Annotated in this window: 18 protein-coding genes; 4 read left to right on the top strand and 14 right to left on the bottom strand. The window is 72.2% G+C overall.

From position 1 onward, the window contains the following. Positions 1–55: 55 nt before the first annotated feature. The 4 genes from ACFV9D_RS20520 to hisI form a co-directional block, all read right to left on the bottom strand. Positions 56–304 (bottom strand): HGxxPAAW family protein, encoded by a 249-nt coding sequence (locus ACFV9D_RS20520; RefSeq protein ID WP_385147836.1) that lies wholly within the window; start codon positions 302–304, stop codon positions 56–58. Positions 305–636: 332 nt separating this feature from the next. Further along, the gene (locus tag ACFV9D_RS20515) at positions 637–1,314 is read right to left on the bottom strand and encodes a TIGR02234 family membrane protein (RefSeq protein ID WP_385147834.1); all 678 of its coding nucleotides are present in this window, start codon (positions 1,312–1,314) and stop codon (positions 637–639) included. 14 nt (positions 1,315–1,328) lie between these two features. Then, positions 1,329–2,819: an anthranilate synthase component I gene (locus ACFV9D_RS20510; protein ID WP_385147831.1), complete on the bottom strand. Its 1,491-nt coding sequence runs from the start codon at positions 2,817–2,819 to the stop codon at positions 1,329–1,331. A gap of 11 nt (positions 2,820–2,830) precedes the next feature. Further along, complete coding sequence (gene hisI / locus ACFV9D_RS20505; protein ID WP_385147828.1) at positions 2,831–3,181, bottom strand: phosphoribosyl-AMP cyclohydrolase; 351 nt, start codon at positions 3,179–3,181, stop codon at positions 2,831–2,833. A gap of 84 nt (positions 3,182–3,265) precedes the next feature. Here hisI and ACFV9D_RS20500 point away from each other — a divergent pair, with 84 nt between their 5' ends. Both ACFV9D_RS20500 and ACFV9D_RS20495 read left to right on the top strand, forming a co-directional pair. Beyond that, the gene (locus ACFV9D_RS20500) at positions 3,266–3,901 is read left to right on the top strand and encodes a TIGR03085 family metal-binding protein (RefSeq protein WP_385147826.1); all 636 of its coding nucleotides are present in this window, start codon (positions 3,266–3,268) and stop codon (positions 3,899–3,901) included. Positions 3,902–4,379: 478 nt separating this feature from the next. Then, positions 4,380–4,928, top strand: a complete 549-nt coding sequence (locus ACFV9D_RS20495) for a hypothetical protein (RefSeq protein ID WP_385147823.1) — start codon at positions 4,380–4,382, stop codon at positions 4,926–4,928. Here ACFV9D_RS20495 and ACFV9D_RS20490 read toward each other — a convergent pair. The 10 genes from ACFV9D_RS20490 to hisD form a co-directional block, all read right to left on the bottom strand. Beyond that, positions 4,916–6,181, bottom strand: a complete 1,266-nt coding sequence (locus tag ACFV9D_RS20490; protein ID WP_385147820.1) for an MFS transporter — start codon at positions 6,179–6,181, stop codon at positions 4,916–4,918. The two genes, ACFV9D_RS20495 and ACFV9D_RS20490, sit on opposite strands and share 13 nt — an antisense overlap. Continuing rightward, a complete protein-coding gene (locus ACFV9D_RS20485) occupies positions 6,178–6,765 on the bottom strand; it encodes an ArsR/SmtB family transcription factor (RefSeq protein WP_385147817.1) in 588 nt (195 codons plus the stop codon). The genes ACFV9D_RS20490 and ACFV9D_RS20485 overlap by 4 nt, the downstream gene beginning before the upstream one ends. 110 nt (positions 6,766–6,875) lie before the next feature. Next, a complete protein-coding gene (gene hisF, locus ACFV9D_RS20480) occupies positions 6,876–7,631 on the bottom strand; it encodes an imidazole glycerol phosphate synthase subunit HisF (protein ID WP_385147814.1) in 756 nt (251 codons plus the stop codon). Then, on the bottom strand, positions 7,628–8,026 hold the full coding sequence (locus ACFV9D_RS20475; RefSeq protein ID WP_385147811.1) for a RidA family protein: 399 nt from the start codon (positions 8,024–8,026) through the stop codon (positions 7,628–7,630). The genes hisF and ACFV9D_RS20475 overlap by 4 nt, the downstream gene beginning before the upstream one ends. Then, a complete protein-coding gene (gene priA / locus ACFV9D_RS20470; protein WP_385147808.1) occupies positions 8,023–8,751 on the bottom strand; it encodes a bifunctional 1-(5-phosphoribosyl)-5-((5-phosphoribosylamino)methylideneamino)imidazole-4-carboxamide isomerase/phosphoribosylanthranilate isomerase PriA in 729 nt (242 codons plus the stop codon). The genes ACFV9D_RS20475 and priA overlap by 4 nt, the downstream gene beginning before the upstream one ends. Then, complete coding sequence (hisH, locus tag ACFV9D_RS20465) at positions 8,748–9,398, bottom strand: imidazole glycerol phosphate synthase subunit HisH (protein ID WP_385147805.1); 651 nt, start codon at positions 9,396–9,398, stop codon at positions 8,748–8,750. Before hisH ends, priA begins: the two co-directional genes overlap by 4 nt. A 5-nt stretch (positions 9,399–9,403) precedes the next feature. Next, positions 9,404–9,571 carry a hypothetical protein gene (locus ACFV9D_RS20460; RefSeq protein WP_260228758.1) on the bottom strand — a complete coding sequence of 56 codons (168 nt, stop codon included), beginning with the start codon at positions 9,569–9,571 and terminating at the stop codon, positions 9,404–9,406. Positions 9,572–9,575: 4 nt separating this feature from the next. Next, positions 9,576–10,169 (bottom strand): imidazoleglycerol-phosphate dehydratase HisB, encoded by a 594-nt coding sequence (hisB, locus tag ACFV9D_RS20455; protein ID WP_158986436.1) that lies wholly within the window; start codon positions 10,167–10,169, stop codon positions 9,576–9,578. After that, on the bottom strand, positions 10,166–11,296 hold the full coding sequence (locus ACFV9D_RS20450; RefSeq protein ID WP_385147801.1) for a histidinol-phosphate transaminase: 1,131 nt from the start codon (positions 11,294–11,296) through the stop codon (positions 10,166–10,168). The genes hisB and ACFV9D_RS20450 overlap by 4 nt, the downstream gene beginning before the upstream one ends. Then, positions 11,293–12,633 (bottom strand): histidinol dehydrogenase, encoded by a 1,341-nt coding sequence (gene hisD, locus ACFV9D_RS20445; RefSeq protein WP_385147798.1) that lies wholly within the window; start codon positions 12,631–12,633, stop codon positions 11,293–11,295. The genes ACFV9D_RS20450 and hisD overlap by 4 nt, the downstream gene beginning before the upstream one ends. 174 nt (positions 12,634–12,807) lie before the next feature. Here hisD and ACFV9D_RS20440 point away from each other — a divergent pair, with 174 nt between their 5' ends. Then, a complete protein-coding gene (locus tag ACFV9D_RS20440; protein ID WP_385147795.1) occupies positions 12,808–14,409 on the top strand; it encodes an oxidoreductase in 1,602 nt (533 codons plus the stop codon). 138 nt (positions 14,410–14,547) lie between these two features. Beyond that, on the top strand, positions 14,548–15,585 hold the full coding sequence (locus ACFV9D_RS20435) for a hypothetical protein (RefSeq protein ID WP_385147793.1): 1,038 nt from the start codon (positions 14,548–14,550) through the stop codon (positions 15,583–15,585). The last annotated feature ends 4 nt before the right edge of the window (positions 15,586–15,589 follow it).

The following is a 15,589-nucleotide window of genomic DNA, read 5'->3' as shown; positions in this document are numbered from 1 at the left end:
GGCGCAGCCCGGTATCGCCGGGCTGCGCCTTCGCGCGTGTCGTGCGTCGTGCGCGTCAGGCGCGCGCCTTCGCGGTCGCCACCTCGCGCGCGGCGACCACGGCCTCCGATTCCTTCGGCATACCAAGGCCCGCGACCTTCATCGCGAGGCCGATGACACCGCCGAGGAAGACGACCGCGATTCCGGCCCAGAAGCCGGCCACGTTGGCCGCCACCATGAAGACTCCGGCGATGCAGAAGCCGATGAAGGAGATGATGACACCGGTCCAGGCGGCCGGGGTGTGTCCGTGGGCGCTGCCCGCCATGAGTTGCTCCTCGTTGCTGTTGCTCGGTGGTGGCTCGGGGGTGAGGTCTCGCGTGCGAGGACACTCGTGCCACATTGTCCCGCACACCGGGGCGCGGGGATGAATCGGGGGTGGCGCGACGATCACGCGTCGCGCCGAGGTCGGCGCGCCGGCCCCGACGCGCAAGGTCCACGCGCTCGGCCCACGCGCTCGGTCCACGCGCTTGAGCCTCGGCGTTCGGTCTCCGTGCCCGGTCCGCGCCGCTCGGCCTCCGCGCTCGGGCCCGTACACGGGCTCCGCTCTCGGCCTCCATGCGCAGGCCCGTACTCGGGTTCCGCGCTCCGGCTCCGCGCTCAGTCCTCGTGTGTCGGGTCCTCGCCGCGGTCCAGGGCCTTCCACAGGTCCTCCGGCCGGTCGGACGCGGATGCGGGCGCGGGCGCCGCTCCGGTCGCCTTGCGCGGGGCGCGGGGCGTGCCGGATCGCTCGTAGCGGCCGCCCATCGCGGGCCAGCTCTTTCCGTACCGCAGGGCGAGGAGGCCCGCGGCGAGGATGAGCAGCGCCCCGACGGCGGTGACGTACGGCCAGGCCGTGTGGGTCAGGTCCGACACCGTCGCGGCGGTGTCGCCGGTGATCCGGGCGGCCTCCGCGTCCAGGGCCTCGGTGTCGGACGCGCCGAGGAACGCGGCGAGCGCCGCGCCCGCGCCGCTGAGCGCGAGCAGACCGGAGACGAGGGTGCGCCCGGCGCGGCGGACGGCGAAGACGGCGACGAGCGCGGCGAGGCCGACTATCGCGAGGGCCGTCGGCACGCCGGTGACGGCGCCGCCGTCGGCCTCCACCGGCACGGTGCCGCCGCCCACCGACGCCGTGCCCTCGGCCCAGATCTGGCCCGCGGACAGCAACACGACGGTGGCACCGAGGGCGCCGAGCAGGAGGGCCGCGGCCAGGCTGCGGCGGCCGCCGGACGAGGCGGCCGCGCCGCCCGCGCGCGCGGCTCGGGGCTGGGGTACGGGAACAGCACTCACGTACCCCACTATCCCTTACGCCGTCATGCGCCGTTCATCCGGTTGGCGGTGTGTACGGCGCGGAGTACCGCGGCCGCCTTGTTGCGGCACTCGTTGTCCTCGGCGACCGGGTCCGAGTCGGCGACGACCCCGGCTCCGGCCTGCACGTACGCGGTGCCGTCGCGGAGCAGCGCGGTACGGATCGCGATCGCCGTGTCGGAGTCACCGGCGAAGTCGAGGTACCCGACGCATCCGCCGTACAGCCCGCGCCGGGACGGCTCCAGCTCCTCGATGATCTGCATGGCCCGCGGCTTCGGCGCGCCCGAGAGCGTCCCGGCCGGGAAGCAGGCGGTGAGGACGTCGAACGCCGTCTTCCCCTCCGCGACCCGCCCGGTCACCGTCGACACGATGTGCATGACGTGCGAGTACCGCTCGATCGACATGAAGTCGACGACCTCCACCGACCCCGGCTCGCAGACCCGGCCGAGGTCGTTGCGACCGAGGTCGACGAGCATCAGGTGCTCGGCCCGCTCCTTGGGGTCGGCGAGCAGCTCCTCGGCGAGGTCGTGGTCCTCCTGCGGGGTGGCGCCGCGGTGCCGGGTGCCGGCGATGGGGTGGACCATCGCGTGCCCGTCCTCGACCTTGACCAGCGCCTCGGGGGACGAACCGACGACGTCGAAGCCGTTCTCGAAGCGGAAGAGGTACATGTACGGGGAGGGGTTGGTGGCCCGCAGCACCCGGTACACGTCGAGCGCGGAGGCGCCGCAGGGGGTCTCGAAGCGCTGCGAGGGGACCACCTGGAAGGCCTCGCCCGCCCGGATCCGCTCCTTGATGTCCTCGACGGCGTCCTGGTAGACCTCACCGCCCCACAGGGCGGAGAACTCCGGCAGTTCGGAGGCGGGCAGCGCGGCGGGGACGCTCGCGACCGGGCGGGCCAGGTCCGCCTGCATCGCGTCGAGGCGGGCGACGGCGTCCGCGTATGCCTCGTCGACGCCCGTCTCCAGGTCGTTGTGGTTGATCGCGTTGGCGATCAGCAGGACCGTGCCGTCCCAGTGGTCCAGGACGGCGAGGTCGCTGGTGAGCAGCATGGTCAGCTCGGGAAGCCGCAGGTCGTCGCGGGTGGAGTCGCCGATGCGCTCCAGGCGGCGGACGATGTCGTATCCGAGGTAGCCGACCATGCCGCCGGTGAAGGGCGGCATGCCGGACGCCAGGTCGCGCGGAGTGTGCAGGGCCTCGACCGTGGCGCGCAGCGCGGCGAGCGGGTCGCCGTCGGTGGGCACTCCGACGGGCGGGGTGCCGAGCCAGTGCGCCTGCCCGTCCCTGACGGTGAGGGTGGCGTCGCTGCGGACGCCGATGAAGGAGTAGCGCGACCAGGAACGGCCGTTCTCCGCGGACTCGAGGAGGAAGGTGCCGGGGCGTTCGGCGGCGAGCTTGCGGTAGAGCCCGACCGGGGTGTCGCCGTCCGCGAGGAGTCGGCGGCTGACAGGGATCACGCGGCGGTCGGCCGCCAGCTTGCGGAAGGTCTCGAGGTCCATGGCGGCTGACCTTACTGGGAGAGCGGGAGCACGTCGGCGTCGAAGCAGGTGCGCGCGCCGGTGTGGCAGGCGGCGCCGACCTGGTCGACCTTGACGAGCACGGTGTCGGCGTCGCAGTCGAGGGCGACGGACTTGACGTGCTGGACGTGCCCGGAGGTGTCGCCCTTGACCCAGTACTCCTGGCGGCTGCGCGACCAGTAGGTGCAGCGGCCGGTGGTGAGGGTGCGGTGGAGGGCCTCGTCGTCCATCCAGCCGAGCATCAGCACCTCGCCGGTGTCGTACTGCTGGGCGATGGCCGGGACGATTCCGTCCGGGCTGCGCTTGAGGCGGGCGGCGATGGCCGGGTCGAGATTGCTGCTCATGCGGCCATTGTGCCGTGGTCGGGGGGTGCGTCCGGTTGGGCGTCCACTGGGCGGACCGGGGGCAGCGGTCGTACGCTGGCGGGCATGTCGACCCATGCGAAGCGTGAACGCCTTCTGCTCGCCGATCTGTTGGAGGCGGCGGGGCCTGATGCCCCGACGCTCTGCGAGGGCTGGCGGACCCGCGACCTCGCGGCCCATGTGGTGGTGCGCGAGCGCCGACCGGACGCCGCCGCCGGGACGCTCGTACCGGCGCTGAAGGCGCGTCTGGACCGGGTGCAGGCCGAGTTCACCGAGAAGCCGTACGAGGAGCTGATCCAGCTCATCCGTACGGGGCCGCCGCGGATGTCGCCGTTCACCATCAAGCAGGTGGACGAGGGGGCGAACATCGTCGAGTTCTACGTCCACGCGGAGGACGTCCGGCGCGCCCAGCCGGACTGGTCGCCGCGCGAGCTGGACCCGGTCTTCTCGGACGCCTTGTGGTCCCGCCTGGAGAAGGGCGCCCGCCTCCTCGGCCGGAGGGCCCCGGTGGGTCTTGTGCTGCGCCGCCCGAACGGGCAGACGGCGGTGGCGCACCGCGGCACGCCGGTGGTGACGGTCTCCGGCGAGCCGGGTGAGCTGACGATGTTCGTGTTCGGCCGCCAGGACGCGGCGAAGGTGGAGCTGGACGGGGAGCAGGACGCGATCGAGCGCCTGCACGAGACGAAGCAGCTGGGGATCTAGGGGCCGGCTTCGGGCGGGACCGGCAGGCCCCGGGGGCGGGAGCGACGACCGAGCCCGCGCCCTTCGGGGTGCGGACGCACGCCTTGCCGGGTGAAACAGGAATGCGGACGCCCGCGCTCGGGGCGACACTCCACGGCTCTCGTGGAGTGTCGCCCCGAGCGCCATGTCGGCCTGCGCGCTCACCGGCATCACCGTGGCATCACTTTCGACGACAACGACGCTCTCAAGCATCCGTAGCGCCTCCGGCGCGCGCCACCCCATGCACCACGACCCCGGCGGGGCCCGAGGCTGCCCTGAGCCGCTGACCTGCACATTCGCGACCCCGTCCACGCCATGGCGCCACGGATGACACCGATGGCGCCACACACGCCTCGCAATGGCGCCATTCATGTGCCATGATGGCGTCACGGGCAGCGCACCCTCGGCCTCGCAGGCCGAGGGTGCGCGTTTCGCGGAGAGTCATCTAAGGGGTCGGATCATGGAGACAGCGCAGAGCCAGGAGCAGGCGGCACCCGGCGCCTTCACCGCGTTCGTACGCTTCGTGCTCTGCGGCGGCGGGGTGGGGATCGCCTCCAGCTTCGCCGTGGCGGCCCTCGCCTCCTGGATTCCCTGGGTCCTGGCCAACGCCCTGATCACCGTGGTCTCCACGCTCCTCGCCACCGAGCTGCACGCCCGCTTCACCTTCGGCGCGGGCGGGCGCGCGACGTGGCGCCAGCATGCGCAGTCGGCCGGGTCCGCGGCGGCCGCGTACGCGGTGACCTGCGTGGCGATGCTCGTCCTGCAGCAGCTGGTGGCGTCGCCCGGTGCGGTGCTCGAGCAGGTCGTCTACCTGTCCTCCTCCGCGCTCGCCGGTGCCGCGCGGTTCGCGGTGCTGCGCGTCGTCGTCTTCGCGCGGAACCGCTCGCGGGCCGCGGCCACCGTCCCCGCCGCCCGTCGCGCGCCCGCGGCCGTGCCCGCGACCATGCCCGCGACCGTGGCGGGCGCCTCGGCCCCGGCCGACCCCGCGGCGCTCTGCTACGCCGCCTGACCGTTCCGCCGGAAGCCCGCCCCCGGCAGCTCGGCGCTGCGCAAGGCCCGTACGGAGAGGCCGTACACGCCGCCGAGCGCACAGATCGCGGCGCTGGCGATGTACACCGGGACGAGCCCCCACAGACCCACCGCCGCGCCGACGAGCGGATAGCTCAGCGGGGCGACGCCCAGGCTGAAGAAGCTGGACACGGCCGTCACACGACCCAGGTACGCCGGGTCGCACTCGGTCTGGGTGAGCGCCCCGCACAGGGCGCCACTGAGGCCGGCGAGCAGGCCGACGGAGACGGACACGGCCACGGCGACGGGCAGGTGCGGGACGAGGGCGAGGGCGGCGATCGAGCCGGCTCCGAGGGTGATCGTCCAGGCCATGACGGCTCCGGCGCGGGGTATCCGGCCCCGCACGGTCAGCAACAGGGACGCGGCGCCCGCTCCCGTACCGAATCCGGCGAGGATCCAGCCGATGCCCGAGGGACCCCAGCCGCGCTCGTCGGAGAGGAGCGCGAGACCGACGTTGAGGGGGCCGACGAAGCCGAGATCGCTCAGTGCGACGACGATCATCAGCGGGCCGAGGACGCGGTGGCGGCGGATGTAGCGCAGTCCGTCGGCGAGGTCGCGCAGCGCGGTGCCGTCACGGGACGGCTCGCCGCCGGGCAGCGGGGCGATCCGGAGCGTCAGGAGGAGGGGCAGGGAGAGCGCGAAGAGGATTCCGGCCACGCCGAACGCCGAAGCCGGTCCGCCGAGGGCGACGGCGAGGCCGCCGAGCGGGGCGCCCAGGACGAGTCCGGCGCGGTAGGCGAGGCCGCGCATGCCCTGGACGCGGGCGAGTTGGTCGCGCGGGGCGATCCGGGGCGGCAGGGCGCCGACGGCGGGCAGGAAGAGCGCGTCGACGGTGCCGAAGACGAGGGCGACGGCGGCGAGCACCCAGAGTGCCGGGCTGGTCAGGAGGAGAAGCACGGCCACGCCGAGGACGACGAGGCAGCGGACCGTGTCGGAGAGGACGACGACGCGGCGCGGTCCGAAGCGGTCGGCGATCACTCCCCCGCCGAGCATGAGCAGGGCGCGCGGCACGGCGCTGACGGCCAGGACGAGCCCCGCCTCCGCGGGGGTACCGCCGCGGACCGCGGCCCAGGAGAGGGCGAGGTGGTAGACGCTGTCGCCGAGGGTGGAGGCGGTGTATGCGCCGAGCCAGCGCAGGACGTTGCCGTCGCGGTGGGCGGGGGCGGCGGCGGAGAGGGTCGCGGTGGCCGTCATGGGCGGTAGGGGAAGCCGTGGAGGTGGACGGCGACGTTCTCGCGGCCTTCGGTGTCGCCGGCGGCTTCGGCGGCACGCGCCTTCTCGTCGTACTTCCGCAGTACCGCGTCGAGTTCCTTGCCGAGTGCGGCCAGTTCGGCGGCGGTGAGGCGGGGCAGCCACTCGGAGCTGACGGAGGCGGAGCGCCACTCGTCGGACCACGTCAGCCGCTCGTCGAGGAAGCGCCGGTGAAGATCGGCGCGCTGTTCGTTGATGGTGCGGCCGAGGGCGTCGCTCGCGGCGACCAGCTCGGGGGTTCCTCTGACGTCCTCGTCCCGGATGCTGAACCCGTACGAGCTGGGCTGCCACCAGCGCTCACGGCCGTCCGTCGATTGGGTCTCGGCCTCCTCGATGAGGCCGTGGTCGGCGAGCTTGCGCAGGTGGTAGCTGACGAGCGAGACCGCCTCGTCGACCTGGTCGGCGAGCTGGGACGCGGTCGCCGTACGGGCCACGAAGAGGGCGCGGTAGAGGCGCATCCGCAGCGGGTGCGAGATGGCCTTGAGGGTGCCGAGATCGGTGATCCGGCGGTTGTCGGGCGAGGTCATGTCCCTGACGGTAGATAGGAAAGAAAACTTGCGCAATGGAAGTTGCGCAAATAAAGCTGTGCGTTCCGGAACGAAGAAGGGCCCCCGAAGGGGCCCTTCCGTGCGGCGGCTCAGCGGACCGGGTGGCCCGCCTCCCGCAGCGCGTCCTTGACCTGCGAGATCCGCAGATCGCCGAAGTGGAAGACCGAGGCGGCCAGGACCGCGTCCGCGCCCGCCTCGATCGCCGGCGGGAAGTCGGCGAGCCGGCCCGCGCCCCCGCTCGCGATCACCGGCACGGTCACGTGCTTGCGCACGGCCGCGATCATCTCGATGTCGTAGCCGTCCTTCGTGCCGTCCGCGTCCATCGAGTTGAGCAGGATCTCGCCCGCGCCCAGCTCGGCGGCCCGGTGCGCCCACTCGACGGCGTCGATGCCGGTGCCCTTGCGGCCACCGTGCGTCGTCACCTCGAACGACCCCGAGGCGGTACGCCGCGCGTCGACCGAGAGCACGAGCACCTGGCGGCCGAAGCGCTCCGCGATCTCACGGATCAGCTCGGGCCGGGCGATGGCGGCGGTGTTCACGCCCACCTTGTCGGCCCCGGCGCGCAGCAGCTTGTCGACGTCCTCCGCCGCACGCACGCCGCCGCCCACCGTCAGCGGGATGAAGACCTGCTCGGCGGTGCGGCGCACCACGTCGTAGGTCGTCTCCCGGTTGCCGGAGGAGGCGGTGATGTCGAGGAAGGTCAGCTCGTCGGCGCCCTCGGCGTCGTACAGCTTCGCCATCTCGACGGGGTCGCCCGCGTCGCGCAGGTTCTGGAAGTTGACGCCCTTCACGACCCGGCCGTTGTCCACGTCCAGGCAGGGGATCACTCGTACGGCGAGCGTCATGACGCCTCACTCCGATACGCCTCGACCTCGACCTCGACGACCAGACTCGGGTCGACGAAGCCGGACACGATGATCATCGAAGCCGCCGGGCGGACGGCGTCGAACAGCTCCTTGTGGGCGCGGCCGACCTCGTCCACGTCCCGCGCGTGGGTGATGTACATCCGGGTCCGTACGACGTCCTCCGGGCCGAGGCCGAGCTTCTTGAGCGCGTCGAAGGCCACGTTGAAGGAGTTGATCGCCTGCTCGTACGGGCCTCCGCCGGCGATCTGGCCGCCGACCACCGACGTGCAGCCGGAGACGAGGACCAGGCCGTTCGGCAGCTCCACCGCGCGGGAGTAGCCGAACTGCTCCTCCCAGGGAGCGCCGGTGACGACCTTCTTCACGCCGTCGGTCATACGGAAGCCACCGCCTCCAGGGCCTCTTCCAGGGTGAACGCCTTGGCGTACAGCGCCTTGCCGACGATCGCGCCCTCGACACCCAGCGGGACGAGCCCGGACAGGGCGCGCAGGTCGTCCAGGGACGACACGCCGCCCGAGGCGACGACGGGCTTGTCGGTCGCGGCGCAGACGTTCTTCAGGAGCTCCAGGTTCGGGCCCTGGAGCGTGCCGTCCTTGGCGATGTCGGTGACGACGTAGCGGGCACAGCCCTCGGAGTCGAGGCGGGCGAGCGTCTCGTAGAGGTCGCCGCCGTCACGGGTCCAGCCGCGGCCGCGGAGCGTGGTGCCGCGGACGTCGAGGCCGACCGCGATCTTGTCGCCGTGCTCGGCGATGACCTTGGCGACCCACTCGGGGGTCTCCAGGGCGGCGGTGCCCAGGTTGACGCGGGTGCAGCCGGTGGCGAGGGCGGCGGCGAGCGAGGCGTCGTCCCGGATGCCGCCGGAGAGCTCGACCTTGATGTCCATCGCCTTGGCGACCTCGGCGATCAGCTCACGGTTGTCGCCGGTGCCGAAGGCGGCGTCGAGGTCGACCAGGTGCAGCCACTCGGCGCCGGAGTTCTGCCACGCGAGGGCGGCCTCCAGTGGCGAGCCGTAGGAGGTCTCCGTGCCGGACTCGCCGTGCACGAGGCGCACGGCCTGGCCGTCGCGGACGTCGACGGCGGGGAGGAGTTCGAGCTTGCTCACAGCGTTCCGATCCAGTTCTTCAGCAGCTGGGCTCCGGCGTCGCCGGACTTCTCGGGGTGGAACTGGGTCGCCCACAGGGCGCCGTTCTCGACGGCCGCGACGAACGGCTCGCCGTGGGTGGCCCAGGTGACCTTGGGGGCGCGCATGTTGGGGTTGCCCACCTCCAGCGTCCAGTCGCGCACCGCGTAGGAGTGCACGAAGTAGAACCGGGCGTCGGCGTCGAGGCCCGCGAACAGCTCGCTGCCCTCGGGCGCCTCGACGGTGTTCCAGCCCATGTGGGGCACGACCGGGGCCTTCAGCGGCTCGACCGTACCGGGCCACTCGTCGAGACCCTCGGTCTCCACGCCGTGCTCGATGCCACGGGCGAAAAGGATCTGCATGCCGACGCAGATGCCCATCACGGGGCGTCCGCCGGCGAGCCGACGACCGACGATCCAGTCGCCGCGCGCACCCTTCAGCCCCTGCATGCAGGCGGAGAAGGCGCCGACGCCGGGGACGAGGAGTCCGTCGGCGTTCATGGCCCTGTCGTAGTCGCGGGTGATCTCGACCTCGGCGCCGACATGGGCGAGGGCCCGCTCGGCGGAGCGGACGTTGCCGAAGCCGTAGTCGAAGACGACGACCTTCTTGGGAGTACTCGCAGTGCTCATGCGGCTCATTCCCAGATTCCCTGAATCCGCAGGACGCCGGCGACCAGGCACATCACGGAGGCGATGGCGAGGACGACGATCACGCCCTTGGGCAGCTTCTGCTTGGAGAAGGAGTACACACCGCCGGCGAGGAAGAGCCCGACGACGATGAGGATGGTGGAGAGGCCGGTCATGGAGTTAGAGGGCGCCCTTCGTGGAAGGCAGGATGCCGGCCGCGCGCGGGTCGCGCTCGGAGGCGTAGCGCAGGGCTCGGGCCAGCGCCTTGAACTGGCACTCCACGATGTGGTGGGCGTTGCGCCCGTACGGCACGTGGATGTGCAGGGCGATCTGCGCCTGCGCGACGAAGGACTCGAAGATGTGGCGGGTCATCGTCGTGTCGTAGGAACCGATCATCGGCGCCATGTTCTCGGGCTCGGTGTGCACCAGGTAGGGGCGGCCGGAGAGGTCGACGGTCACCTGGGCGAGCGACTCGTCCAGCGGGACGGTGCAGTTGCCGAAGCGGTAGATGCCGACCTTGTCGCCGAGCGCCTGCTTGAAGGCGGCGCCGAGGGCGAGGGCGGTGTCCTCGATGGTGTGGTGCGAGTCGATGTGCAGGTCGCCGTCGGTCTTGACGGTGAGGTCGAACAGACCGTGCCGGCCGAGCTGGTCGAGCATGTGGTCGTAGAACCCGACGCCGGTGGCGACGTCGACCTTGCCGGTGCCGTCGAGGTCGATCTCGACGACGACGGAAGTCTCCTTGGTGGTGCGCTCGACTCTTCCAACGCGGCTCATGCGCTCTGCTCCTTCTTGACTTCACGTACCGCGTCGAGGAACGCGTCGTTCTCTTCAGGGGTGCCGGCGGTGACCCGCAGCCAGCCCGGTACGCCGTTGTCCCGGACCAGGACGCCCCGGTCGAGGATCTTCTGCCAGGCCTCGTGGGAGCCGGCGGCTCCGTCGAAGCGGCCGAACTGGACGAAGTTGGCGTCGGACTCGGTGACCTCGTAGCCGATCGCGCGCAGCTCGGCGACCAGGCGGTCCCGCTCGGTCTTGAGCTGTTCGACGTACCCGAGGAGCGTATCGGTGTGCTCCAGGGCGGCCAGCGCGGTGGCCTGGGTGACGGCGGACAGGTGGTACGGCAGGCGTACGAGCTGCACGGCGTCGACCACGGCCGGGTGGGCGGCCAGGTAGCCCAGGCGCAGACCGGCCGCGCCGAAGGCCTTGGACATGGTGCGGGAGACGACCAGGTTCGGCCGGCCCTCGATCAGCGGCAGGAGCGAGTCCCGGTGGCTGAACTCGACGTACGCCTCGTCGACGACGACGAGGGAGGGCTTGGCGGCCTGAGCTGCCTCGTACAGCGCGAGGACCGTCTCGGCCTCGACCGCCGTGCCCGTGGGGTTGTTGGGCGAGGTGATGAAGACGACGTCCGGCCGGTTCTCGGCGATCGCCTTCTCGGCCGCCTCGACATCGATGGTGAAATCCTCGTTGCGCGGGCCGGAGATCCAGCCGGTGCCGGTGCCGCGCGCGATGAGCGCGTGCATCGAGTACGAGGGCTCGAAGCCGATGGCCGTACGGCCCGGGCCGCCGAAGGTCTGCAGCAGCTGCTGGAGGACCTCGTTGGAGCCGTTGGCCGCCCAGACGTTCTCGACGGCGACCGGGTGCTTCCCGGTACGGGTGAGGTAGCGGGCGAGCTCGGTGCGGAGCTCGATGGCGTCCCGGTCGGGGTAGCGGTTCAGGCCGCGGGCGGCCTCGGCGACCCGCTCCGCGATCCGGGCCACGAGGGGCTCGGGCAGCGGGTAGGGGTTCTCGTTGGTGTTCAGCTGGACGGGGACGTCGAGCTGGGGCGCGCCGTACGGGGACTTGCCCTTGAGCTCGTCGCGGATGGGGAGATCGTCGATGCCGACGGTGTCGTACGAGGTCACTTGCCGGGCACCTTCCAACCGAACCGGGCCTTGAGCGCGGCACCGTGCGCGGGCAGGTCCTCGGCCTCGGCCAGCGTCACCACGTGGTGGGTGACCTCGGCCAGGGCGTCGCGGGTGTAGTCCACGATGTGGACACCGCGCAGGAAGGACTGCACGGACAGACCCGAGGAGTGGCAGGCGCAACCGCCGGTGGGCAGCACGTGGTTGGAGCCCGCGCAGTAGTCGCCGAGCGAGACGGGCGCCCAGGGACCCACGAAGATCGCGCCCGCGTTGCGGACCCGGTCGGCGCGGGCGGCGGCGTCGGCGGTCTGGATCTCCAGGTGCTCGGCGCCGTAGGCGTCGACGACCTTGAGGCCGTCCTCCAGGTCGCTGACGAGGACGATCGCGGACTGCTTTCCGGCGAGGGCCGGGACGATCCGGTCGTCGATGTGCTTGGTGGCGGCGACCTGGGTCTTCAGCTCGGCCTCCGTCGCCTCGGCCAGCTCCTCGGAGTCGGTGACGAGGACGGCGGCGGCCATCGGGTCGTGCTCGGCCTGGCTGATCAGGTCGGCGGCGACGTGCACGGGGTCGGCGGTGGAGTCCGCGAGGATCGCGATCTCGGTGGGGCCGGCTTCGGCGTCGATGCCGATGCGGCCCTTGAGGAGACGCTTGGCGGCGGCGACGTAGATGTTGCCGGGTCCGGTGACCAGGTTGACGGGGGCGCAGCCGGGCTCGTCCTCGGTGCCCTCCGTGCCGTACGCGAACATCGCGATGGCCTGGGCGCCGCCGGCGGCGTACACCTCGTCGACGCCGAGCAGCGCGCAGGCGGCCAGGATCGTGGGGTGCGGCAGCCCGCCGAACTCCTTCTGCGGGGGCGAGGCGATGGCGACGCCCTCGACACCGGCCTCCTGCGCCGGGACGACGTTCATCACGACGGAGGACGGGTAGACCGAGCGGCCACCCGGCACGTACAGACCGACGCGCTCGACCGGGATCCACTTCTCGGTGACCGTGCCGCCGGGGACGACCTGGGTGGTGTGGGTGGTGCGGCGCTGCTCGCGGTGGACGAGGCGGGCGCGGCGGATGGACTCCTCGAGGGCGGCGCGGACGGCCGGGTCGAGCTCGTCGAGGGCGCGCGCGATCGTCTCGGCGGGCACGCGCAGGCTCGGGACGCGCACGCCGTCGAATTTCTCCCCGTAGTCGATCACCGCGGCTGCGCCATGATGCCGTACGTCCTCGCAGATGGGCCGCACCTTCTCCAGGGCGGCTTCCACGTCGAACTCGGCACGGGGCAGCAGGTCGCGCAGTGCGCCACCCTCGGGGAGGGCGTCGCCGCGCAGGTCGATACGAGAGATCACGGGTCAATTCTCGCAGACGCCCCACAAGCGCCGGACGTCCGTATCACTGGCTGATACGAGCCACAGTGGCGTCTTGTCGCCACAGCTGACCGTTAGCGTTCAGTCCGTCACTCAGCGGGAAGAACGGCTGTACGAATCCAGGGAAGCGGGTTCGTGGAAAGCGAGGGGGCGGCAGTGACCGAGCCGCACGAGGACGGAATTCCGGACGGTCTCACGAGCCCGGAGCGGGCGATGTGGCGGGCCTTCCGGATCGGCAAGACCTGCGATCTGAGCGAGGGGGACACGGCGCGGGACGATCCCTTCGGCCCGCATGTGTGGGGCGACATGCGCAGTGTGCGCGCCGATGTGGTGGCTCTGCTGCTGCTCGACGGGCCGGCGGCGCGCCCCGGGCGGGTCGCGGCGCTCAAGCTGCGCGGGGTGCGGATCACGGGGGTGCTCAATCTCGCCGGCGGGACGATAGGTCCGTACGTGGAGTGGAACCGCTGCCGGTTCGACCAGGAGATCGTGCTGCCGGAGGCCCACTTCGGGACGGTGCGGATGGTGGAGTGCGCGATACCCCGCCTGGAGGCGGCCCGGCTGACCACGCAGGGCGATCTGCATCTGCCGCGCTGCCGGGTGGAGCGGGGCATCCGGCTCACGGACGCGCAGATCGGCACGGATCTGCTGATCAACCAGATCCGGGTGTGGCCGGACCGGCGCGGCCGGGCGATCACCGCGGACGGGTTGGCGGTGGCCCAGGACCTCCAGGCCGAGCTGATCGAGACGTACGGCGAGCTGAGTCTGCGCGGGGCGAAGGTGGGGGTGTCGCTGAGCCTGCGGGGCAGCGTGCTCCGCGGTGCGCAACAGCGTCGCGCGCTGAACGCACCGCAGCTGACGGTGGAGCGCTCGCTCTATCTGAACGCGGCGTGGGTGTACGAGGGCACGGGGAACGCCACGGCCACTCCCCCGTACGGCATCGGGTACACGCCGGTGCAGGGGGCACGGCGCAAGCCGGTCGAGTGCCACGGCGGGGTGCGGCTGGACGACGGCCGCTTCGGCGACGCGGTGGACCTGCACTACGCGCGGTTCGTGCTGGACGGGGCGCGGCGGGAGGAGGTGTCGCTGCGCCGGATCGTCACCCCGGAGCTGCGGTTCAACGGGGAGCCCCCGGAGGAGGGGCGGGTGGTGCTCAACGGGGCGAAGGTGGTGACGCTGATCGACCTCTCCACGAGCTGGCCGGGTCCTGGTGGCCTGTCGATGAACGGCTTCGTCTACGAGAACCTGGTGCCGTACGGGCACTTCCCGCTGGCGCGGCGGCTCGAGTGGGTCGCGGCGGCGACCCCGGAGTACGCCCCGGAGCCGTACGAGCGTCTGGCGACGGTGCTGCGCAACAGCGGGGAGGACGCGGACGCCCGGGAGGTGCTGCTCGCCAAGCAGCGTCGGCGCCGGGAGACGCTGCCGGTGGCCGGAAAGCTGTGGGGCTACCTCCAGGACTGGACGGTGGCGTACGGCTACCGGCCGGGGCGAGCCGCCCTGTGGATGGCGGTGCTGTGGGCGGCGGGGGCCGTGGCCTTCTCGCGCTACGAGCCGATACCGCTGAAGGCGGACGAGTCCCCGAAGTGGAGCGCCACCCTCTACGCGCTGGACCTGCTGCTGCCGGTGATCAACCTGGGCCAGGACGGCTACTGGCGCCTGGAGGGCTTCTGGCAGTGGGCCGCGACGGTGCTCATCCTCCTGGGATGGGTGCTGGCGACGACGGTGGCAGCGGGGGCGTCGCGGCTGCTGCGGCGGGGGTGACGGGGGGTGCAAGGGGGGCGGATTCTGCCGTCCCTCACCCCTTTCTTTACTCTGTCTTGACCTCATGCAGGACAACTTTCCCGCCGCTACCAAAGCTTCACAGTCCCCCACTGGCGCCGCCCTCACCTGCGGTTTTCAATGGTCCGCACCATGTCTTTGCTCCGCGCCCTGATCGGCACCGCCCGTGTCGTCCGGCATGCACCGCGGCTCGCCGCCGCCCTGCCGCCGGACGACGACGTGCTGCTCGACGCGCCGGACGACCGGCTCGCCCCGGCGCTGGTGGCGGCGGCGCTCGCCGATCCCGAGCCCGCCGCCAAGCTGCTCGCGACGACCCGGGACGCCGCCGAGTGGGAGAAGCGGGACCGGTACGTGGCGCGGCTCGCCACCTTCGCGTACAGCCGTGACGAGTGGCTGGCCCACTGGCTGGCCGTCTCGCCCCGCGACCCGGACGCGCTGCTGGTCAAGGCGGAGCTGGCGGTGCGCAGGGCCTGGGGCTCGCCGGCCCGCTCCGAGCGGTTGCGCGAGCTCGGGCCGCTGATCGACGCGGCCGCGGAGGCCTCGCCGCGCGACCCGGTGCCGTGGCGGCTCGCCCTGGACCACGCGCGGGGCACGCACGCGGGCCACGCGGCGTTCGAGTCGCTGTGGGAGCAGGCCGTGCGCCGCTCCCCGCACCACTACGGCTGCCATATCGCCGCGCTCCGGTATCTGTCGGCCCAGTGGTACGGCTCGCACCGCGAGTGCTTCGACTTCGCCGAACAGGCCGCCGAGGACGCGCCGCCCGGCCATCTGGCCCGGGCGCTTCCGGTCAACGCCGCCTTCGCCCAGCTCCTCGCCGGCGCCGGACCGGTACAGGAGGACCGGATCGACGCGGCGGCCGACCGGGGCATCGCGCTGTCGGCGGAGTATCCCGTGGGCGATCCGTGGCTCGCGGAGGTCCGCAACCTGCTGGTGTACGTGCTGCTCAGGCGGGGTCGCCAGGAGGAGGCGCTGGAGGAGTTCCGCAGGATCGGCCGGTACGCGACGTCGTTTCCGTGGGCGCTCGTCGGGGACGATCCGCTCGGCAGTTTCCTGGAGGCGCGGGACGCGGTACGGCTCGAAGTGGCCCGTACGATCCCGCTGCGCGGAGCCGGACGTGGACGGGCCGGACGAGGCGCGCCCGGCGGCCATTACGCTTGACCGC

Origin of the sequence: Streptomyces sp. NPDC059875 (assembly GCF_042731085.1) — a bacterium.
GTDB lineage: Bacteria > Actinomycetota > Actinomycetes > Streptomycetales > Streptomycetaceae > Streptomyces.
The sequence above is the reverse complement of the archived record's forward strand: the minus strand, read 5'-3'. Positions and strand labels throughout refer to the sequence as shown.